Raw genomic sequence first — 22,024 nt, forward strand, 5'->3', positions numbered from 1 at the left:
GCGATGGCTCAGGGATACCACCGCGGCGTATAAACCCATTCTCCCTGTGCGCCGCGCGTGAAGCCGCGCGTCGTGGACGAGCCGATGATGACCATCGTGCGCATATCCACCTCTGCCGAGCGCAACTCGCCAAGCGTGGTGCTTCTGAGCGACGAGCCGGGCCTGCCGATATCCCGCCCGAGCACCACCTTCGTCTCAGCAGCGCGATACTCGCGCACGATATCGAGCGCCTTGTCGAGCTGCCACGGCCGTGCCCGTGAGATGGGGTTATAGAACGCCATCACCAGATCGGCTTGTGCGGCGTGGCGCAGACGCGTTTCGATAATCGACCACGGCTTGAGGTTATCGGACAGCGACAGCATGCAGAAGTCGTGTCCGAGCGGTGCACCGGCTTGCGCGGCCGTGGCCATGGCGGCCGAGACGCCCGGCACGATCTCGAGAGCGACCGCGCCCCAACGGGGATCGCCGGAGGTGTCGAGCGCTTCGAGCACCGCGGCGGCCATCGCAAACACCCCCGGATCGCCGGATGACACCACCACGACCGCGCGTCCCGTACTCGCCAGTTCGAAGGCATGACGGGCGCGCTGCATTTCTTCGCGGTTGTCGGTGCAGTGCACGTGCTGATCGGCGCGCAATGGTCCGGCCATTTTCACGTAAGTTTCGTAGCCGAGGATATCCGTGGCTTCGCTGAGCGCCGAGCGTGCCGCGGGCACCATCAACTCCGCGCTGCCGGGGCCGAGACCGATGACGGTGAGACTGCCGCGCGCCTGCCCGACCGTGTCCGGGTCGACGGGTACGCGGCTCAATGCCAATGCAACGCCCACGTTGGCGTCGTCTTGCAGCGTCGCATAGGGCACGCGCAGAGCAGCTTCCAGCAAGCGTTGTGCAGCCCGCTTATCGGCTTGCGACCGATTTGCCGCCTCCGGTATTTCATCACGGGCAGCATCGGCAAACCGCAACGGCACGCCCAGCAGATGGGCGGCTTCGGCAAGCGCTGCGTCGCCCATCTGCTCCGAAGGCGCAAGCAACGCCGCGAGCGAAAGCGGCGCCAGTTCATGCGCCCGCAGTGCTGTCTGGACGTCTTCCGCGATACGCTCGCCGGCGCCGCTTACCGCAGCAACCACACTCCGTGGATGAATCACCAGTTCATCCATGCCGCCGTCCCAGGCCTTGGGCGTCACGCGAATCGCCAGCCGCGCCGTACTCGCACGCGGCAACTGCACGTCGTCGAGCCACGGCGCGTCGCCTTCGATCCGCGTACTTTCGCCCGCGAGCATGTCCGAGACAAAGCGCTTGCCTTGCGTGAGACTTGCCAGCGCATAGCCTTCAGGCGGATTGAGCACGCAGGCGCCGAAGCGCAATTCGCCGCTTGTGGTGATCGCCGGCGCGACCGCGAGCGCAGCGGCTATTTCACGTGCCATGACATTCACGCCGGCGAGTCCGCCGAGCAACGGCACCACGGCGCTGCCATCTTCGGCAACGGCTAGCACGGGCGGTTCGACGCCCTTGTCGGCAAGCAGCGGCGCCACGCAGCGAATCACAATACCTGCCGCGCACAGCGCGACGATCGGCGTGCCTTGTGCATACAGATTGCACAAATGCGCAGCGAGTTCGGTGTAGTCAATGTCGGCTTCGACGCGTCCGCGCAAACCATGCACCTGAGCGCCGGGATAGCGCGCCTGGATGCATCTGGCGGTGGCGAGTGCGCCCGTGCCCAGAATCACGATGGCGGGCGGTGTCATCCTTGCCATTTTTGCCCCGGCACGACGAGCAGGGAGAAGTACGGCGAAGCCATTGGATCGACCTCGGCGAGCGGCACGATACGCTGGTTCGCCATCGTCGCACGCTCGACGTACAGCGCGCGCTGCGCGAGTCCGAGTTCGCCCAGCACGCGCCGCACCTTGTCGAAATTGCGTCCGAGCTTCATCACGACCGCGGCATCCGCGTCGGCCAGGCGCCGGCGCAATTCGTCTTCCGGCAATACACCCGAGAGCACCGAAAGACTCTGGTTGCGATACACCAGCGGCGAGCCGAGCACCGCCGCGCCGCCGAGCATCGAACACACGCCGGGCACGACTTGCGCTTCGAAACGCTCCGCGAGCCGGTCGTGCAGGTACATATAGGAGCCGTAGAAAAACGGATCGCCTTCGCAGATCACGGCGACGTCGCGTCCCGCATCCAGATGCGCAGCGACGACTTGCGCGGCGGTGTCGTAGAAATCGGCGATGATCGCTTCGTAGCAAAGCGGTGGCTCCAGCGCTTCGGTGGTGACCGGATAGACCAGCGGCAAGTGTTGCTGTGTCTCGCTCAGATGCGCCTCGATAATGCCGAACGCGTTACCCTTCTTGCCCTTGGCGACAAAATACGCCACCACGGGCGCTGCTTTCAGCAAACGCAGCGCCTTCAGCGTAATCAGCTCAGGGTCACCGGGGCCGACACCGATTCCGAACAGGCGTCCTTCTGCGGTCATTTATTCGGCCTCCGAAGCAAGTGCGTTCACTGCCGCGGCGGCCATCGCGCTGCCGCCGCGGCGTCCCTGCACGACCACGTAGGGCACGCCGCGGCTGTTCGCAGCGAGCAGGGCTTTCGATTCCGCCGCACCGACAAAACCCACCGGAAAGCCGAGAATCAGCGCGGGACGCGGTGCGCCATCGTCCAGCATGTCGAGCAGATAGAAGAGGGCGGTAGGCGCATTGCCGATCACCACCACGCTGCCGGCGAGATGCGGGCGCCACAGTTCCAGCGCCGCCGCCGAGCGGGTATTGCCGAGCTCATGCGCCAGAGCGGGCACCGACGCATCGCCCAGCGTGCAGATCACCTTGTTGTCCGCTGGCAAACGCGCTCGTGTGATGCCTTCGGACACCATCCGCGCGTCGCACAGGATCGGCGCGCCGTTGGCGAGCGCCGCGCGGCCCGCCGTGCCTGCTCCGGGTGAAAAACGCAAATCGTCGATCACGTCGACCATGCCGCAGGCGTGAATCACACGCACGGCAAGCTTTTCCAGGTCGGCGGGGATGTGCGACAGGTCGGCCTCCGCGCGGATCGTCGCGAAGGACTGGCGATAGATCTCCTGACCGTCGCGGATGTAATCAAGCATCAATGGAACTCCGGGAACTGCGAGGGTTGCGTGCCGGCGGCGCGAGTGCATCGGCGGCCTGTTCGATCGTCAGATGGTGCGCGACGCAATGGCCGAAACCAGGTGCGTCGGCGCGTCGATAGAGGTCGTAGCGGCCGGGTTCCACCGCCAGCAGTGTGTACGGCGCGCAGTGCGCGGCGGCGCAGGAGCGCGGGCAGCCGCTCAGGTGGACCTGCGCGATGTCAGCGGGCAAATGGGCGGCGAGGTGTAACGCGTCGGCCTTGGTGTCCGCGTGGCTTTTCGCGCAACCGCTGGAACCGGCGCAGGCGATCAACCTGGCCATGGGGTGACTGGCCTCGCATGCCAGGCCGAGCGCGGTAAGGCGCGCGAGCACGGACGACGCGGCGGCGGCGGCGACGTCGGGGAGCAGCACGCTTTGCCACGGGGTGATGCGCAGTGTGGCGCTGCCCAGGTCGTCCGCCAGCGCGGCGAGGGCGCTGAGGGTGGCTCCATCCAGACGGCCGAGCGGCGGTTGGCCGCCCACCTGATACATCCCGGCCCCGGCCCCGGCCTTGTGCTGCGGCTGGATGCCGAAGCGCAGCGACGCGTCGGCAGCCCCGCGCCGCCAGGCAGATAGCGCCGGTGCGCGCGAGAGCGGGAAGTCGAGGTACGTCTGAACGCGCTGCAACACCGTATCAAGGGAGTGTGCGGCGAGCAGCTGGCGCATTCGCGTCTGATCGGGTTCGGCCAGATCGAGGAATGTGTCCAATAGCGCTTTCACCAGCGCGGGGATTTGTGAGGGCATCACCGCTCCGAGCGCTGGCGTAGCGGTCGCGTTACAACGGTTCGCGGCCCCGGCCCCGGATTCGGACTCGGACGACAGCGGCGGACACCCGGCCAGCCCGAACACAAAGCGCACACCGTCTGCATGATCCATCGCCGCGAGCCAGACATCGTGAGGATGTTCGAGCATCGCCAGCCGTTCGCCGCCGTCCAGCAACAGCGCAAACTTCGGCGAAAGCGCGGCGAAACGCGGCTCGCTTTGCAATAGCGTGAGAATCTGTGCGCAGAGCGGCGTAGTGTCGATCAGGGCATGAGGGTCGCGGCCGGCGCTCGGGCTGATCATCAGATTGCGCACGTCGTCGGCAGCGGAAACGGCGAGCACGGCGGGCGGCTCTAATGCAGCGCACGCAGCGGAACATGCCGCAGACCCGGCTGCGCCGCTCCACGCCTGTGCCAAACCTGCCTGCGGCCCTAACCCTGCGCCGATCAGCGCCTCGATCAACGCTGCCTCATGTCCGGCACGCACGCCGCGCAGTTGCAGATTGGCCCGATTGGTCAGCTCGATCACGCCCGCCGCGTGCCGCTGCGCGGCATCCGCAATCGCACGCGCCTCACTCGCCTGCAACACACCGCCGGGCAGCTTGATGCGGCAGAGCCCGCCGTCGCGAGCCGCGACGATGCGCAGCAAGCCCGGGCAAGCCGAGGGCCGGGCGGCAACAGAGGTAACGGAGGACGATGAGGCGTGATTCAAGAGAGCACCGGGTTAGCGTCGCGCGACGGCCCGAGCCGTGTTCCCTCTTCGGCCCCGAAGGGCACTGGCGACAGACACGGTATTATGCCTTTTTTCGAACGGCACAACGACGCTGCGGCCTTGTTTGGCGAGCCGCAGCGGCTTAATTGACGATCAAGTATGAGGAAGGGTTCATGCCGGCATGGCTGACCGTGGTAGGCATCGGCGATGACGGTTTTGCCGGTCTGGGGCGTCCGGCACGCCGCGCGCTGCTCGACGCGGCGGTGATATTCGGCGGCGAGCGGCATCTGGCCATGCTGCCCGCGCGTCTCGCCGCGCGGCGCGAAGCGTGGCCGCGCCCGTTCGACGTCGCCGCCGTGCTGGCGAGGCGCGACACCCCGGTGTGCGTGCTGGCCAGCGGCGATCCGATGCTGTTCGGAGTGGGTGCGACGCTCGCACGTCAGGTGCCCGCAGGCGAACTGCGTGTATTGCCCGCGCCGTCGTCGCTCTCGCTGGCGGCGGCACGTCTTGGCTGGCCGTTGCAGGAGGTTGCGGTGGTGTCAGCGGTGGGCCGTTCGCTCGCTACAGTGAACGCGCATCTGCACGCGGGTGCGCGGATTTTCATCCTGAGCGCCGACGGGAGCACACCGGCCGCGCTGGCGGCGCTGCTGACCTCGCGCGGTTTCGGGGCCACCCGCATGAGCGTGCTCGAGCACCTCGGCGGCGAGCGCGAACGCCGCCTCGATGGCCGCGCCGACGCGTGGTCCGGCGCAGCGGTTGCGGCGTTGAACCTGGTCGCACTCGAATGCTGCGCGGCCGACGGCGCACCGCGTTTGCCGCTCACCCCAGGCTTACCCGACGACGCGTTTCGCCACGACGGACAGTTGACCAAGCGCGATGTCCGCGCCATCACGCTCGCCCGTCTCGCACCGGCGCCCGGTGAACTGCTGTGGGATGTGGGCGCGGGCAGCGGTTCGATCGGCATCGAATGGATGCGCACGCATCCATCCTGCCGGGCCATCGCGATCGAGGCGCATCCCGAGCGGCAGCGGTTTATCGAACACAATCGCGACGCGCTCGGCGTGCCGGGTTTGCAACTGGTCGCGGGCAGGGCGCCTGAGGCGTTGCAGGGGCTGGCAATGCCCGATGCGGTTTTTATCGGTGGCGGCGTCACGGTGCCGGGTGTGCTCGATGCGTGCTGGGCTCAATTGCGGCCGGGCGGCCGCCTGATCGCGAATGCTGTCACGCTGCAGGGCGAGGCCGTGCTGATGGCGTGGCGCGAGCAGCACGGCGGCACACTGACGCGAATTGCACTCGCCGAGGCGCAACCGCTGGGGGGCTTCGATACGTGGCGGCAGGCGTTGCCGATTACTCTGCTGGAGGTTGGGAAGCCGGATAGCGAATCAGATACGGCGGCGGTATCCGGCGGATAGGACTCATCGAACGGCTCAGCGCAAGATTGCGTGGCTGGATCGGCCATGTTTGCTATGATGATGACGCTGGTCGAACGCGTGCAAATTCGCCGTGCCTCTGGTGACGAAGGACGAAAAAATTCGCGCCTACGCTCACGTCAAGACCGTTTGGTAGTGCTGGCGGCTTTTAAGAATGATGACCCGCATCCTCCTCCTCGGCGGCACCGGCGACGCTTTGCAAATCGCGCGTGCGCTCGGCCCCGAACATATCTATAGCCTCGCCGGAGTGGGCAAAGTCGCCTCCGGCCTGTCGTGCACGGTACGCGTGGGCGGTTTTGGCGGCGCGCAAGGCCTTGCCCGTTATCTCCATGACGAAGGCATCGGCCTGCTGGTCGACGCCACACATCCCTACGCCGCGCAGATCAGCGCCAACGCCTGGACCGCAAGCCGTGCCGCGAACGTGCCGTGCTGGGCGCTGCGCCGTCCCGCCTGGCAGCCGCAGCCCGGTGACGACTGGCGCATGGCCGGTAACTGGGCCGGCCTGATGGATGCGATGAAATCATTCGCGCGGCCGCTGTTCACGCTCGGCCGCGAACCGCTCGCGCATCTCGACGAAATTCCCGCGGGACAGTACTGGACGATCCGTTGCCTCGACGCTCACCCAGACACCCCCCGGGCACGCATCCTCGGCGCACGCGGACCCTTCACGCTGGACGGCGAGCGCGAGCTTTTCACCGCGAGCCGGACCGACGTGCTGATCAGCAAGAACAGCGGCGGCACGGCGACCGAAGCGAAGCTCGAAGTCGCCCGCGAGCGCGGCCTGCCGGTGATCATGCTGCGGCGTCCGGATTTACCCGCCGTCGAGCGTGAATTTACCCGCCCGGCGGATCTGCTCGACGCGCTGCGAAGCTTGCCGTCCTGACCGCACAATGGATGCTGCGCGAGGCGCCACTGCGGGCATCGGACCATCGAATCACGGAGTTTGCATGACAGTGTTTTTTATCGGCGCGGGGCCAGGCGACCCCGAACTCATCACGGTGAAGGGGCAGCGCCTCGTGCGCAGTTGCCCGGTGATCCTGTACGCCGGCTCGCTGGTGCCTGCGGCGGTGCTGGAAGGCCATGCCGCCGGGCAGGTCGTGAATACCGCCGAGCTCGATCTCGACCAGATCGTCGCCTTGCTCAAGGACGCGCATGACCACGGACACGACGTGGCGCGCGTGCATTCGGGCGACCCGTCCCTGTACGGTGCTATTGGCGAGCAGATTCGCCGTTTGCGTGAATTGAGGATTCCCTATGAAATTGTCCCCGGTGTCACCGCGACGGCGGCATGCGCGGCGACGCTCGGTTGCGAGCTGACGCTGCCCGACGTTTCACAGACGCTGATCCTCACGCGCTTTGCCAGCAAGACGTCCATGCCGGAAGGCGAGCAGCTAGGCGAGCTGGCGCGGCATCGCGCGACCATGGCGATTCATCTGGGGGTGCGGCATCTGGCACGCATCGTCGAGGAACTGCGCCCGCACTACGGCGACGCGTGTCCGATTGCGGTGATCTACCGGGCGAGCTGGCCGGATGAGGAAAAGGTCACGGGGACGCTGGCCGATATTGTCGGCAAGGTGCAGGGCACGCAGATCGAGCGCACCGCCCTGATTCTGGTGGGGCGGGTGCTGGCAGCGGAGGGATTCGCAGATTCGACGCTGTACGCGAAGGGCGCCTGAGCGACACCTTGCGCGAGGCGTTCCACGCTTGCGAACACTCAAGCGCAAGCGTGGACTGTCATACACTCAATGCACGTGCGTCTGCGCGTGCGACTCGCCGCTCGTGCGCGGTTGCGTGACTGCGCTGACCACCACGAACACGACGATATTCAATGCCAGCGCAACGAAGCCGATGTTCACGTCCTTGGCGGCATCCGGCAGGAACGGGAACAACTGGCCCATGCTGAGATGCATCAGCGTGGTCGCCGCCACGACCGCCACGCCGGCCAGAATGCCGCAGAACGCCCCCTGTTTGGTCGCCCGGTTATGTGGCGCGAGACTGCATATCATGGCCGGGAATAGCTGCGTGACGAAGTTATAGCCCATCAGCAGCAGCGCGACGATGGTCTCGCCGCCGTGCAGCGTGAAGGCCACCGCTACCAGCGCCACGACAGGCACCAGCATGCGGGCCAGGCGGGTCACGCTCGCATCGCTGGCATCGCGCTTGAGCAGGCCGCGGTACACGTCGTTGGCCAGCAGCGTCGAGGCCGTGTTGAGGATCATCGAGCCCGGCACCAGTGCGGTCAGCACGCCCGCACCGCCGATTACGCCGACGAACCACGGATCGAAGGTCTGCAGTGACAACCTGAACAGCGACAGGTCGATATCGCCGCCTTTCAGGCCGGGCACTTTCAGCACGGCCGCGAAACCGACGAAGAACACGAACAGCAGGATCAACTGGTAGAGCGGCAAAACCATCGCGTTGCGGCGGAAAATCCGCTCGTCCTTCGCGGTGAATACCGAGCCGAACGTATGCGGCCACATGAAAAAGCCCAGCGCGGTGAGCAGCACGGTCGACTGGAACCAGGTCACGCTCGAGCCCTTGGCGGGGAAGGTGAGAAAGCCCGGTTTGGCCGCTTCGATCGTATGGAACATGTCGCCGAGTCCACCGTAGTAGTGGATCGGCAGATAGATGCCGAGAAACAGCACCACCGCCAGAATCAGCGTGTCCTTGACGACCGAGTTCCAGGCCGAACCGCGCACGCCTGACACGATCACATAGCAGGTGACCACCGCGGCGCCGATCCAGATTGCCGACGTTGACGGGATCGCGCCATACGATGCGGTTGCGACGATGATGCCAAGCCCCTTCAGTTGCAGCACCAGATACGGAATCAGCGCGGCCACGCCGACCAGCGCGACCAGCACGCCAAGCGCCGGGCTATCGTACTTGCGTGAAAAGAAGTGCGGCTGCGACACCAGCCGCTGGCTTTTCGCATAGCGCCAGATGGGCGGCAGCATCCAGTACGAGAGGATGTAGGCGAGCGAACCATACGCGAGGATGTAATAAACCGGCGCACCCTTGCCGTAAGCGAAACCACTGCCGCCGAGAAAGGTAAACGTGGTGTAGATTTCGCCCGCCATCAGCAGGAACACAAAGGCGGTGCCGAAGCTGCGCCCGCCGACGGTCCATTGCTCGAGGCTCATGTCGTGGCCGCGCCGTGCGCGCAAGCCAAGCAGCAGTGCGACGACCGTCACCGCGGCGATGATAAGCAGGGCGCTGCTCATGAGCGGGCCTCCTCGGTATCGGCGGGCGCTTGACGGTTACTCGGATCGAGCCGGTAGATGAGAGCCATGATGAGCGAGATGAGGATCACCCACAGGACGATCCAGGCAAGCACGAACGGCATGCCCAATACCAGCGGCTCGACACGATTGACAAACGGCACGCCGAGCAGAATGCCGATGAACGGCAGCACGGCGAGGAAACGAAAGTACATGGGGGGCGACTCCTCGAACGGGTGGGTGCGTCTGGTGAAGCCTGTCTTCCGTCCCGACTTTATGCCTGATAGGTCTGTTCCGTAAAGGCCGTCAAAAAAAATGTAGGTGGCTTGAAAGCCAGCCAGGGGTTTGACCCAGGCGCGCTTCTTCGATGTTGCATTGCGTCAGCGCTTCGCTTCGTGGATAGTGTCGGACGAATGCCGCGTCACGCTATGATGCGGCATCGGGCTCCCGCCGGGAACCATCAGCCGTCGTTCGACACGGATCGCAAACATGGTGGAAAGTCTGATCTCGGACATTCTGTTTGGATTTACCGGATTGATCAGCATCATCAATCCATTCGGTATTGCCTTCGTTTTCCTTGACCGGACTGCGTCGCTGACCACTGAAGAACGCACCGTGCTCGCCCGCAAGGTCGCCATCAATGTACTGTGCGTGCTGCTCGTGGCGTTTTTCCTCGGCACTCCGGTGCTGCACTTCTTCGGCATCTCCATGGAGGCGCTGCGCATTGGCGGTGGCCTTGCCGTGGCGGTGAGCGGCTGGAACATGCTCAACGCGCCGGACACGCCGCCCGCCGAATCTGCCGTTAAACGCGTCGATGCGGAGAACGCTACCTCGAGAGCGTTTTTCCCGCTTACCGTCCCGTTGACCACCGGCCCCGGCTCGGTTGCCACGGCCATCGCGCTCAATGCCAACCGGACCCACAAGCTCTCGGAGTTCGTGCTGTCGAGCATTGCGTCAGTCGCGATCTCGATCATTGTGGCCATCGTGGTCTATATCACCTATAGCCGCGCTGTCATTTTTGCCCGCTATCTTGGCGTCGAGGGCACCAAGGTGGCCATGCGGGTGTCGTCCTTTCTGCTGCTGTGCATTGGCGTGCAGATCATATTGACCGGGTTTTCCGAGTTCCTGATTCCTATTGCGCAGTTGCAGCTTAAATAGCTGCGTCAGGAAAGGCTTATGCTTTGGATTCGCCCGAGGTTCATGCTGCAGTAGGCGTCGCTGCTGCGGCTGCTGATAAAAGTACTACCTGAGGAGGTCCCTCATGTGCCGCTGGCTTGCCTACACCGGAAACCCCGTTCAACTCGAAACGGTGCTGTTTCGCGCCAAACACTCGCTGATCGATCAGAGCCTGCACTCGCGCTACGGCCAAACCACCACCAATGGCGACGGTTTCGGCATCGGCTGGTACGGCCGTCCCACGGACATTCCGTTCCGCTACCGCTGCATGCAGCCGGCCTGGAGCGACCGGAACCTGCGCGAAGCGGCCCGGGCGATCCACTCGCCGCTGTTCGTCGCCCACATCCGCGCAGCCACCGATACCCCGGCTCAGGAAACCAACTGCCACCCGTTTCGCTACGGGCGCTGGCTGTTCGTCCATAACGGCCTCGTGCGCAAATACCCGTCGGTGCGGCGCGAGCTGATGCTGGCGATCAAGCCGGAACTGTTCCCGTCAATCGAAGGCTCGACCGATTCGGAGGTGCTGTTTTTCCTCGCGCTGACCTTCGGTCTCGAGCACACGCCGGTGACGGCGCTGGAACGGATGGTCGCCTTTGTCGAAGCCACCGGCCGCAAGAACGGCGTCGAACAGCCGCTGAACATGACCGTCTGCGCGACGGACGGCGAGCAGATCATCGCCGTGCGTTACTCCAGCGAGCACCAGTCGCGCTCGCTGTTTCATAGCACCTCGTTTCACCACCTGCACGAGCTGTATCCGCACGACCCGCGAATCGTCGCGGCGGGCGTCGATGCTTTCCTGGTCTTGTCCGAGCCGCTGGTCGATCTGCCCGGCTGGTGGGAGGAGATTCCGGAGAGCACCGTGGTGGTCGCGCGCCACGGCGAAATCGAACAGTACGCGTTCGAGCCGCATCTGGCCTGAAGGCACGGCGGCGCGCCCGATTGGCGAGCCCGGCTCAACTCCGCTGAAGGCGGCCTAACGCCGCCCGTAAGCTACCGCATCCGCTGCATTCACCGCATCCGGCGCTGCCTCGCCCACCTTGAAGGCAGCCACAGCCGCTTGCAGCTGGCGCGCCTGGTCTTCGAAGGACTGTGCCGCAGCCGCGGCTTGTTCGACGAGCGCCGCATTCTGTTGCGTTACGTTGTCCATCTGTGTGACGGCCAGATTGATCTGCTCGATCCCCTGGCTTTGCTGGCCCACCGCCGCCGCGATTTCCTGCACGATGGCGGTCACTCGCGCCATGGCGGTTTGCGCTTCCTGAATCGTCGTACCGGTCCTTTCCACCAGTTCGGCGCCCACGCCGACCTTGTCCACGGCGTGCTGGATCAAGCCGCGAATTTCCTTCGCGGCGCTCGCGCTGCGCTGCGCGAGATTGCGCACCTCGCCGGCCACCACCGCGAAGCCGCGGCCTTCTTCGCCGGCGCGCGCCGCTTCGACGGCGGCGTTCAGCGCAAGAATATTGGTCTGGAACGCGATGCCTTCGATCACCGCGATGATGTCCACCATCTTCTGCGATTCGTCGGAGATGTCGCGCATGGTGGCGACCGCTTCGACCACCATCGCGCCGCCGCGGTCGGTGACCTGCGCGGCGCTGGTGGCAAGCTGGCTCGCGCTGCGGGCGTTTTCCGCCGTTTGATGGACCATCGAGGTCATCTGCTCGAGGCTCGATGCGGTTTGCTGCAACGCCGCCGCCTGGCTTTCGGTGCGGGCCGAGAGGTCCGCGTTGCCGCTGGCAATTTCGCGCGCGGTGATGGCCACGTGATCGGCCACGCCGCGTATCTCGCCGATGGTGCGCTTGAGTGCGTCGCGCATGCGGCGGATGGTTTGCATCAGGCTATCGGTGTCGTTTCTGCGGGTACGGATGGGCACCGCAAGGTTGCCCGACGCAATCGCTTCGGTGACGTCGGCGGCATCATGCGGATCGCCGCCAATCGTGCGTTCGATACTGCGATTGGTGAGCGCCACCAGCAGGGCCAGCAGCAGCGCCAGCACGAGGAACACGCCGCCTGCCGCGTACAGCGAGTTGTGGAACGCGGCGGCGATATCGTCGGTATAGGCGCCGGTTGCGATGATCCAGTCCCATGGCGCGTAGCGCACTACGTAGCCGAGCTTGTCGACCGCGTTGGCCGCGCTCAGGTGCGGCCGCGGAAATACGTAGTCGACGAAGCCGCCTTGCGGCGCCTGCGCAGCCGAGGCGAAGCTCACGTAATGATGGCGGCCATCGGCATCGGCGGCATCGCTCAGGTCCTTGCCTTCCATCGCCGGCTTCATCGGGTGCATCACCATCTGCGGCCGTGAGTTGATGACGAGAAAGTAGCCGTCCTCGCCATAACGGATGCCGCGCAAGCGTTCGAGCGCCTGCTGGCGCGCCTGAGCTTCGGTGAGTTTGCCGGCCTGCGCCAGCGCCGCGTACTCCTCGACAATCGACAGGCCGATATGCGCAACGTTGACCAGGTCGTTCTTGCGCTCGTCGATGCGGGTTTGATACGACAAATAAGCCGCCGAGACCGATACCAGCAGCAGGGCGGTCAGGCTGACGAGGAGCGGCAGCCAGAGTTTTTGCTTGAATCCGAGCTTGCGCATTCACACTCCGTGAAAGGCCTGTTGGGTACGTCAGGCCTTGTACTTTCGGCGCGGGGCGGCGCCTCCCATCCTGCGCCGCTGCGGCACTGCAGCAGCGAGCCCAAGGCTCTCTCACCCAATTATCGGCATTCCCGGACTGAAGATTTCTAGAGTGAAACCCTCGGTAAGCGAAGGGTGCTATTCAATGAGCATGGAGAAAGGCGGTGAAAGTCGATGCGTTCAATCAAGCGAATCTCAGGCCGCAGATCGATATGCAATCCTGATCGATGCAGTGCTCCGTTGCGACAGTGTTTCCCAGCGCAACGTTGGCCGCGGCTGCACCCGGGGCGTTCGAGGCGCCCGCTCATGGCGCCGCGCTCACGCTGATCCGTCTTGCAGGGGACATGACAACCCTGCAAGACGAGCGCGGCCCCGGTTCGATCTGCTCGCGCCTCGCGTCGATATGTCTGCCGGTCGCTCAAGCGTCCTCCAACGACGCACATCACTGGTCCGGGCGAGTGATCCCGCAGGCGAGCGCAGCAGGCTCGGGCGTGCAGATCACAGGAGCGCTGTCGGCGGGCGGACCGATCGGCACGACGCTGCGCGAGTCGCTCGCGCACGCCGGTTTCATTGCGCGGCGTCGGGCCGGCGGGCGCCGGCGTGTCGATGCAGGGGAGGTCATCGCGCGATCACCACATGTATCGCGCGCCGAGCAGTCCGTCGAAACTGCGGTAACCTCCATCGCCCTGCTGGAATCCGAGGTGTCCCCAGACCCGCCATTGCTTTGCCAACTGGGCCTGCAGCCCCACCTTCAGCTCCGCCCGGTTTTTCGGGCCGTCCTGCGTGATGACGGTATTGTCGAAGGCAATCGCATTGCCGCTCGAGTTGTGCCACCAGTTGACTTCGATAAAGGGCAGCCAGGCCGGCGCCGTGCTCGACCCGGGCGCGTGAAACAGACGGGCGCCCAGCCGCGTGATCAGCCCGCCGCTGTCCTCGCTATGGACAACCGTGCCGTTGCTTTCGGTATGGTCGTCCATCTGGTAGCCCGAGTAGATGAACTGGACCTGCGGTTCGAGAAGCACGGGGCCGGTGCTGGTATGCCCGAGCATGAACGCCCAGCCGCCCTCCACCGATCCGGACCAGACCTGGCTGCTGTAGCTTTCGCCGCTCAAACCGCTGCCGTTGACTGTATTGTCGTAGTGCGTGTACTGCACCCAGCTATCGACATACGGGCCGTCGGAACCCGCTGCGTTGCCGTGCCAGGTGCCGTATATGCCTGCATTGGTGCCGTTGACATAGCTGCGCGCCGTAGCGGGGTTGCCCTGCGAACTGGAGTCGGTCGTAGCCGATCCGTAGCCGGCCATGATGCCGGCCTGCCACCGCTGATTGTTCGCCACGCGATGAAACAGGTCGATGCCTGCCTGGACGAGCGCCGAGTCGGTCGCTTCAGCGACCAGTCCTCCCGCCGCCTGACTGTCGACGCGGCCACCGGTAGCGCGTACCCAGGCCGTCGGCGCGTCGCCCGCGGCGCCATCCGTGCCAGCGGGGTCGGGAAGTCCGGCCCGGTCATGCAAGGTATGGATAAACATGTCCTGCGCAGCCACCTGGTTGCTGAGGTAACCGCCTGTTTCCGGACGCGGCACAGGCTCGGGGGAGGGGCCCAGCGAAAGCGAGCGCAGGTACCAGTCGCCATCGTCGGGCGTATTGATGCCCCCTTTGTACAGGTCATACTGGTAGGCGCCTGCAACCACCCGTCCATTTAGCGAAAACACGCCGTTTGACTGGCCGTCGACCTGAATGATCTGGATGCCGTTGGCCGTCTCTCCGCCTTCGCCGCCAGCATTCTGGACTGCTACTGAAGTTTGCCCGGTGGTGTTGCCGCGCACGACAAGGCGATCGGTCGGGGACGGGTCGCCGCCCAGCGCGGTACTCAGGCTCAGCAGACCGTTGTTGCCGGTGTAATTGCCCGCAACGGTCAGCGTGCTGGCCGGGGTTGGACTGGCCATACGGATTTCTCCACTGTTGACCAGTTGTCCTCCCACCGTGAAACTGCCGGCGCCTGCGCCGGAGAAACCGGGGGCTGCGTCGGCGACGGCCAGCAAGCCGTTGTTGGTCACGTTGCCGCCCACGCCGCCATAACCGCCCAGCGTCGCGCCCTGGGCTACCGTCACCTGTGGCGTGCCGGCGAGTTGCGCGCCATTGCTGAGCAGCAGCGCGCCGGCGGCGATCGTGGTGGCGCCGGTGTAGCTGCTGTCCCCGGAAAGGATCAGGGGGCCAGCCCCCGTCTTGTTCAGGCCGCCGCTGCCGCTGATGATGCCGCCGAAGGTGGTGCTGGCCGTGTTGTTGGCCGTCAGGGTCGCGGTGCCCAGCGAGACGTTGCCGGAGCCGGTCAGGTTGTTCGCCTGCTGGTCGAAGCTGTTCAGGTCGAGCAATGCGCCCGCGGCGACCGCCACCTGCGAACTGCTGGCAAAAACGTTGGCGGCGCCGGCCTGCAGCGTGCCGCCGTCGATCAGGGTGGCGCCCGTGTAAGTATTGGCCCCGGAGAGCTGCAGCGTGCCGGCGCCGGCCTTGGTGAGCGTCTTGCCGTCCCAGCCGGTGGCGGGATTGGCCGGCTGGTCGGCGAGCGGGACGTCCATATTGAACGAATCGGCGGCGCTGGAGAGCGTAAAGACACCATTGGCTGCTTGCGGCGTTGTGCTCAACGCCGCGTACCATGTCAGTCCTACCCCAACCTTATAGTCTTGCGCGGTGTACGCCGAAGTCAGGGTCAGGTAGTCCGCCGGACCGGCCGAACCGCCGATCCAGACGGTCGAGAAGGCGCCGCTCAGCCCGCCGGGCGCCGTCGTATGGATCTCGGTAAAGACGCTGGAAGCAAGCTGCGAGGCGCTCTCGGCTGGCGTTGCCGTGTAGCCCGCCAGGTTGAAGGTGGTGCCGCTTCCAATTGTCGCCGTGCTCGCCGTCACGGGAGGCGAGGCGTTGCCCGCCACGCTGTCGAGCGTGCCGTTCATCGTGAACTGGTTGCCTGCTACGAGCGTGGCCCGGCCCAGCACCGCGGTGGTGGCGCCCGCCGCGGTGGCGTAGTTGCCGGCGGTGTTGAACGTGCCGCTCTGGGCGAGCAGCAGCGTGCCGGCGTTGACCGAGACATTGCCCTGGGTCGATCCGGTCCCCGTCAGGATCGTGGTTCCGGTGCCGTCCTGCAGCATCGTCCCGCTGCCGGTTATCTGGTTGTTGAAGATCGCGCTGTCGCTGCGGTTGAATTCGAGCAGACCGTTGTTGACGATATTGCCTGTCACGCTGCCGCCCGCGCCGCCCGTGCCCAATATCAGTTCGCCGCCGCTGGCGATCGTGGCGCCGCTGCCCGGGCTGTTGAGAAGCGTGCCGCCCAGCGTCAGGTGGCCCAGGATACTCTCGGTCGCGGCGGAGCTGCCGCTCATGGTGACGTTGCCGCCCAGCGTCCAGTTGCTGCCGGACGTGAGCGTCAATTGAGCGAAGCCGGTTGAAAGCGAAGCGGAGGTGAAATTGCCGTTTTCGGTATCCGTACCGGTCAGCGTGAGGGTATTGCCGGGGGAGATGCTGAGGATCGATTCGTTGTTCGCGCCGCTCAATGCGGAACCGGTGCCCAACGTTACGCTGTTGTCCTTCCCGCCTAACTGGATGGCCGCCGCCGATGCACTGGAGATCTGGCCATTGTTGGTGATCTGACCATAGCTGATGTCGACACCCGGTGCCAATGTGCTCGAGATCGCCCCATTGTTGACGAGCGTGCCCGTGTAGTCGAACTGGACACCCGGCCCGAGGGTGCCCCGAATGACACCGGTGCTGCTGTTCGTCACGTTCACCGCGGTAGTGGTGGTGGCCACCACGCCCTCATGGTAGCTGTTGATCGTCCCGTCGTTGTTGATCGTCACGGAACCGCTGACCACCGCTATGCCCACGCCATAGCTCGAGCCGTTCACACCCGAGCGGATCGATGCGCCCACATGGTTGTTGACGGTTACCGTTCCCGTGGAGTCCAGGTAAATGCCGTCGGCCGTCAAGCCGACCGGCCCGGCAGTGCCGCCGTTGAGCGTGCCGAAATTGTCAATGGTGCCGCTCGTTGTACCGCCGTATGCAATGGCGTGGCTCGCCTGCACACTGATATCCCCCATGTTGGTCACGTTGTTGTTGCTGCCGCCACCATTCATGAACACGCCGTATGTATTGCCGGAGATGCGGCCGGTGGCCTGATTGATCAGCGAACCGCTCACGTCGAAGCGGATTCCTGCGGCCTGATTGTTTACCGAACTGATGATCGTTCCTGCGTTTATCAACGTGACGGGAGCTATGCCTTCGACGTTTATTGCATTTCCGATAGTGGTCGATACCATTGAACCGGCGTTGAGCTGATAGCTGGTATCTGTCGAGAGCGTTTGCGTTGTCGTGCTCGAATTCAGTACCGTCAACGCGTAAATGGGCGGTGCGACGCCTATCAGGATTGCCGCGGAAATGGGGCGCAGCGCATGCTTGCCACGCAATGAACGGCCTGCTGTGCGACGTATTTCGTTCATGTCGTTTGTCTCATTGACTGTTATTCGAAGTTATCGACACATGCACCGTGAAGACGGCGGAATGAAGCGTCTGCGCCCGACTTCGGGCCTGCGCTTTGCCGCACGAGACCGGAGCAGTGCTTTTTTTGCAATGCCAGCCTCGTTTGTTTCAAATAATGTTTGTAATCCTTATTATTTCAACGATTCAAGTATGAGCCGGATGTCCCGTTCCGGCAACGTCCATGTGGCTCGTCAATATGGCTCGTCAATATGGCGCGTCCGGGTGCCCTGCGGCGCCGCAGCGCTTCAGGATTTCGTACGGCAAATTTTCGAACGGCAAATGGACCGGTTCGGCCGTCCAGGCGGACCAACTGCTCGCATTGCGCGACGTCGCCCGGACTATTGCCGGGTTCATCGATAATAGAGCTTTCGCGCGATTATCCGGAGCCGACCATGCCGCCCCTCGTAGAAGCCTTCTTCGATCAGACCACCTCCACCGTGACCTACGTGGTGCACGCGGGCGAGGGTTCGGCCTGTGCAGTGATCGATCCGGTGCTCGATTACGATCCGAAGTCGGGCCGTACTTCGACGGTGTCTGCGCAGCGCGTAGTCGACTTCGTTCGCCAGCACGGGCTGCGGGTGGAGTGGCTGCTCGAGACGCATGCGCATGCCGACCATCTCTCCGCTGCGCCGTTTCTGAAACAGACGCTCGGCGGCCGCACGGCGATTGGCGAGAACATTCGCGCCGTGCAGCGCATATTTAAAGGCATATTCAATCTTGGCGTGGAAGTCCAGCCCGACGGCACGCAGTTCGATCATCTGTTCGCCGCGGACGAAACGTTCGCGATCGGCTCACTGACGGCGCGCGCGCTCCACGTGCCCGGTCATACGGCGGCTGACCTGGCTTACCAGATCGGGGACGCGGTGTTTGTCGGCGATACGCTGTTCATGCCGGACGTGGGCTCGGCACGCTGCGATTTTCCAGGCGGCGACGCGCGGACGCTCTACCACTCCGTGCGCAAGCTGCTTGCGTTGCCTGCGCATACACGGCTCTTCATGTGCCACGACTATCCGCCCGCCACGCGCGAGCCTCAGTGGCTCACTACCGTCGCCGAGCAGCAGCGCAGCAACATACATCTGCACGACGGTGTGACGGAAGAAGAGTTTGTGGCAATGCGCACGGCGCGCGACCTCACGCTCGGTATGCCGACGCTGATCCTTCCGGCAATCCAGGTCAATATCCGCGCCGGGGCGCTACCGGCGGCGGAGGATAACGGCGTGCGCTATCTGAAGATTCCGCTGAATGCACTGTGAGGGCGCCTTGTACGCGCGACCAGGCATGGCTGACGCGCGATTGACCAGCCACGTATACCCCACGAAGGCGGCTAGCGTTTAAGCAACATCGCGCTCAGCACGGAGAAGACCGTCGAGGGCAGTTCGGCCAGCCGGCTCACGACCACATTGTGTGGATAAAACGCCTCCACCGCGTCCGTGAGCACGCCGATCCCCACCAGTTCGATGCCGCGCTTCTGGATGGCGGCGACCCGTTCGCGCAGATCGCTGCGCAACACGAGCGGGTCGCCGTCGCCGGTCGCCGGATAGCCGTCGGAGAACACCATCAGGATGCGCCGCTCGGCAGCGTGATCCGCCAGGCGGGTCGCGGCCCAGGCGAGCGCCTCGCCGTCGGGGTTTTCGTGGCCGCAGTCGATGCCCGTCAACCCGCTCAGATCCGCCAAGCCGAAGCGCTTGTAGACCTGCAGATCGAGCCGCTCGACGAGGCGGTTGTAGCGGTGCAGATCGGCGCCGGCGGCACGCTGGCGCTCGTATAGCTGCTTCATCTGCGGTGACTCGATCGAACTGTAGCCGAGCACCTCGCAATCGAAGCCCAACTGCGTCAACGCATCGCCGAGCGCCGCCGCGCATAGCTGCGCCAGTTCGATCTTGCGCCCGGCCATCGAGCCGCTGCGGTCGATCAGCAAGGTGACCGCAACGTCGCGTCCTTTGGTCGCCCGCTTCACCTTGAACGGCGTGCGATAGCCGGGCGAGGTGGCAAGCTTCGCCAGCGAAGGCGTGTCAATCTCGCCGCGCTCCTGCTCGCGCCGCCAGCGCGTGCGTTCGTCGGCGCTGAGGGCGCGTTCGAGCTTTTCCTTGAGCTGGGCGGTTTCGGCACGGGCCCGCGTGCGCAACTCGCGCCATGCGGCCAGGTCGCCGCGCCCGGTCTGGTCGTTGACGACGTCGAATTCGGTGGCGAGCGGGATCGACATCACCATGCGCGCGGAAGCGCGCAGCGTTTGCGTCGTGCTGTCGGCGCGGGCCGCGGACGGTTGCGCGTCGGCGAGCGCGTGGCCCATGCCGGCGCCGTTCAGCGCTTCGGCACTGCCGGCCGGTTCAGAGGGGGAGGGTGCCGCGCTTTCTTCGCTCGCGCGGGTGCCGTCGCTTTCGAACGGCTCGAACGTTGCATGCAGCGGATCGGTGTCGATGTCCTCGACGGTGCCGGCGGTGAACATCATGTTGTTGACGTCACCCGCCGAGAGCGCGCGAACCCGCGCGAGGATCGCCTGCGCCGCCGCGATACTGTCCGCGGTCGAGCGGCTGCGGCCTGCGCGCTCCAGCAGATCCTGCGCGGCCACGAGCGCAGCCGAAAGCGAGTGGCTTGCCTCCGCGCCGCTGGCAGGTTCATCCCACAACGCACGTTCCACACGCCAGACGAAACGGTCGCGCCAGCGCAGCCGATTCCACTTTTGCTGCGTGCGCGCGGCGGCATGCGCGCGCAGCTTGCCGATAAACCAGCGCGCGCCGGGATACTCGTCGAGCAACTGGGTACACACGCGATGGTCTTCGATCACTTGCGCCAGACTGGCCGCGACGCCCTGCGGCAACGCTTCGAGTTGCGGCAGCGCGGAATGTTTGGCGCGCGCCACCAGCAGGTCCAGATAGCCGACCAGCACGTCGGTGGAGAGGCTGTCGCCGACCTCGTAGTCGGGAATCACAATGCGTCCCTGTTCGACCCGCGGCCCATCCGGGCTGAACACGACGCTCACGCCGTATTGTCCCGTGAGGACGCGCGCAATCTTGCTGAGCGCGGATTCGAACTCGAAGCCTTTGGCGTCGCGCGCCGGGTGCATTGCGCTCACTCCGCGGGTGCGATGTGATGACGAATGATGCCGCGGATCAGCGTGGCGTCTTCCGGGCTCACCTTGGCGTAGATAGCGGGGCCGGCGGCGCGTTCGGGGTCGCCGGTGCGCAGCATCAGTTCGGCCCAGTCGAGCAGGCGCCGTGTCGAAAATGCGCTGGACAGGTCCTCGCGCGCGAACGCCGCCCGGCAGTCGGCCGCGATCGCTGCAAGCGTGGTGGCGAGGGGGCGCGTCATATGCGGCGCGAGTGTGCGCAGCAGCACGTCGGTTTCTTCGGCCGGCGACAGATAGTCGAGCAGGTACACACGCCAGCGGTCGAGAAAGGCTTCGTTCATCAGATTCGCGCCTTGATACAGATGGCGGAACTGGCTCATTGCGCCAACTGCGTTCGCCGTGGCGAACAACCGGAACGCCGGATGCGGCGCGACCACCTCGTTGCCTTTTTCCTTCAGTGTGAGCCGGCCATGCGGTTCGAGTACCGCAGTCAGCGCAGCGAGAATGGACGGCTCGGCGAAGTCGATCTCGTCGACAATCAGCCAGAGCCCTTCGCGCATCGCCGTGGGCAAGACGCCGTCGACCCAGAGCGTTTCGCCGCCCTTGACGGTCCAGAAGCCGACGAAGTCGCCGACTGTCGTCTGGCCGTTCATGTTGGAGCGCACCACGCCATGACGGGCCCGCGCCGCAACCTGCTCGATCAGGCTGGTCTTGCCCGCACCGGTGTGGCCGATCAGCATGACCCGTTTGTTCTCGACGATATCTTCGACGATGTCGTTAAAGCGCGCCGAGAACAGATACGCCGGGTTGACGCGCGGCACCAGCGGGCCGCCGGCGCCACATGGCACAGCGACTTCGCCGATGAGCACGGTGGCAGCGCTGTTTGTTATCGAGGCTGGCCCTGGGTGGCCGGGTTCAGTGTTGGCATATCCTTCATCCGGGCCCCTGGCTTCTGCCGCACGCGGAGCGGCACGCCGTTTTTGCGCCGCAGCGCGTTGCAGCTCAGGCATGAACGCCGCCCGTTGCTGCGCATCCGCTTGCGGCGCCGAACCGCGCGCCTCGAAAGCAAACCCTTCGCGATGCCACTTCTTCAGCTTGGCGCGCAGATTCTCCGCGTCGACCACCAGATCGATATCGACCGCAGCGTTGCCCTCGGCGGGCTGAACGGCGTGTTCGAGGCGATAGGTTTGTGGTCTATCCGCCACGGTGACGCGCCACCATTCGGCGCCGGTGTCGGTGTTGCGCAGGTACAGGCCAAGGTGTTCGTCGTCGGTCAGGTCAGGGGCATTCATCGGAGGGCGCCAAGCGGGTTTAGCCGTGCAGGCCGGGAGCAAACGCTTATCTTAGCGCGGACCTGCGGCGCGGCGCATCCA

16 protein-coding genes are annotated in these 22,024 nt (G+C 65.0%); 6 read left to right on the plus strand and 10 right to left on the minus strand.

Annotation, left to right across the window (positions count from 1 at the left end):
* Positions 1-8: 8 nt before the first annotated feature.
* Genes cobJ through cobG form a run of 4 tightly spaced genes read right to left on the minus strand, consistent with a single transcriptional unit; the run spans position 9 to position 4,610 of the window.
* Positions 9-1,742 (minus strand): precorrin-3B C(17)-methyltransferase, encoded by a 1,734-nt coding sequence (gene cobJ, locus FFS45_RS08470; RefSeq protein ID WP_171029615.1) that lies wholly within the window; start codon positions 1,740-1,742, stop codon positions 9-11.
* Positions 1,739-2,470, minus strand: a complete 732-nt coding sequence (locus FFS45_RS08475; RefSeq protein WP_137954183.1) for a precorrin-2 C(20)-methyltransferase — start codon at positions 2,468-2,470, stop codon at positions 1,739-1,741. Before FFS45_RS08475 ends, cobJ begins: the two co-directional genes overlap by 4 nt.
* Entirely contained in the window at positions 2,471-3,097 is a 627-nt protein-coding gene (locus tag FFS45_RS08480) for a precorrin-8X methylmutase (RefSeq protein WP_137954184.1), read from the minus strand.
* Positions 3,090-4,610, minus strand: coding sequence for a precorrin-3B synthase (cobG, locus tag FFS45_RS08485; protein ID WP_249362726.1), 1,521 nt, complete (start codon positions 4,608-4,610; stop codon positions 3,090-3,092). The genes FFS45_RS08480 and cobG overlap by 8 nt, the downstream gene beginning before the upstream one ends.
* Before the next feature lie 173 nt (positions 4,611-4,783).
* Here cobG and cbiE point away from each other — a divergent pair, with 173 nt between their 5' ends.
* From cbiE to cobM, 3 genes are all read left to right on the plus strand, one after another.
* Entirely contained in the window at positions 4,784-6,022 is a 1,239-nt protein-coding gene (cbiE, locus tag FFS45_RS08490; protein WP_137954348.1) for a precorrin-6y C5,15-methyltransferase (decarboxylating) subunit CbiE, read from the plus strand.
* 175 nt (positions 6,023-6,197) lie between these two features.
* Complete coding sequence (locus tag FFS45_RS08500) at positions 6,198-6,923, plus strand: cobalt-precorrin-6A reductase (RefSeq protein ID WP_137954349.1); 726 nt, start codon at positions 6,198-6,200, stop codon at positions 6,921-6,923.
* A 64-nt stretch (positions 6,924-6,987) separates the two neighbouring features.
* Complete coding sequence (gene cobM, locus FFS45_RS08505; RefSeq protein WP_137954185.1) at positions 6,988-7,716, plus strand: precorrin-4 C(11)-methyltransferase; 729 nt, start codon at positions 6,988-6,990, stop codon at positions 7,714-7,716.
* Positions 7,717-7,782: 66 nt separating this feature from the next.
* Here the strand turns inward: cobM and FFS45_RS08510 are convergent, their stop codons facing one another.
* Entirely contained in the window at positions 7,783-9,264 is a 1,482-nt protein-coding gene (locus FFS45_RS08510; RefSeq protein ID WP_137954186.1) for a sodium:solute symporter, read from the minus strand.
* Positions 9,261-9,476, minus strand: a complete 216-nt coding sequence (locus FFS45_RS08515) for a DUF3311 domain-containing protein (RefSeq protein ID WP_137954187.1) — start codon at positions 9,474-9,476, stop codon at positions 9,261-9,263. The genes FFS45_RS08510 and FFS45_RS08515 overlap by 4 nt, the downstream gene beginning before the upstream one ends.
* A gap of 274 nt (positions 9,477-9,750) precedes the next feature.
* Here FFS45_RS08515 and FFS45_RS08520 point away from each other — a divergent pair, with 274 nt between their 5' ends.
* Both FFS45_RS08520 and FFS45_RS08525 read left to right on the plus strand, forming a co-directional pair.
* Positions 9,751-10,419, plus strand: coding sequence for a MarC family protein (locus FFS45_RS08520; protein WP_137954188.1), 669 nt, complete (start codon positions 9,751-9,753; stop codon positions 10,417-10,419).
* 103 nt (positions 10,420-10,522) lie between these two features.
* Entirely contained in the window at positions 10,523-11,356 is an 834-nt protein-coding gene (locus FFS45_RS08525) for a class II glutamine amidotransferase (RefSeq protein ID WP_137954189.1), read from the plus strand.
* 54 nt (positions 11,357-11,410) lie between these two features.
* On the opposite strand, the gene FFS45_RS08530 is transcribed toward FFS45_RS08525, so the two are convergent.
* Together FFS45_RS08530 and FFS45_RS08535 are read right to left on the minus strand one after the other, a co-directional pair.
* A complete protein-coding gene (locus FFS45_RS08530; protein ID WP_137954190.1) occupies positions 11,411-13,018 on the minus strand; it encodes a methyl-accepting chemotaxis protein in 1,608 nt (535 codons plus the stop codon).
* 668 nt (positions 13,019-13,686) lie between these two features.
* Positions 13,687-17,544 carry an autotransporter outer membrane beta-barrel domain-containing protein gene (locus FFS45_RS08535; protein ID WP_249362727.1) on the minus strand — a complete coding sequence of 1,286 codons (3,858 nt, stop codon included), beginning with the start codon at positions 17,542-17,544 and terminating at the stop codon, positions 13,687-13,689.
* Positions 17,545-17,976: 432 nt separating this feature from the next.
* Between FFS45_RS08535 and FFS45_RS08540 the strand changes: the two genes are divergently transcribed.
* Entirely contained in the window at positions 17,977-18,837 is an 861-nt protein-coding gene (locus tag FFS45_RS08540) for an MBL fold metallo-hydrolase (RefSeq protein ID WP_137954191.1), read from the plus strand.
* Positions 18,838-18,908: 71 nt separating this feature from the next.
* On the opposite strand, the gene FFS45_RS08545 is transcribed toward FFS45_RS08540, so the two are convergent.
* Together FFS45_RS08545 and FFS45_RS08550 are read right to left on the minus strand one after the other, a co-directional pair.
* Positions 18,909-20,648 (minus strand): cobalamin biosynthesis protein CobT, encoded by a 1,740-nt coding sequence (locus tag FFS45_RS08545; RefSeq protein ID WP_137954192.1) that lies wholly within the window; start codon positions 20,646-20,648, stop codon positions 18,909-18,911.
* 5 nt (positions 20,649-20,653) lie between these two features.
* On the minus strand, positions 20,654-21,943 hold the full coding sequence (locus FFS45_RS08550) for an AAA family ATPase (protein WP_137954193.1): 1,290 nt from the start codon (positions 21,941-21,943) through the stop codon (positions 20,654-20,656).
* Positions 21,944-22,024: the final 81 nt, after the last annotated feature.

Source organism: Burkholderia sp. 4M9327F10, from assembly GCF_005503145.1.
Classification (GTDB): domain Bacteria; phylum Pseudomonadota; class Gammaproteobacteria; order Burkholderiales; family Burkholderiaceae; genus Paraburkholderia.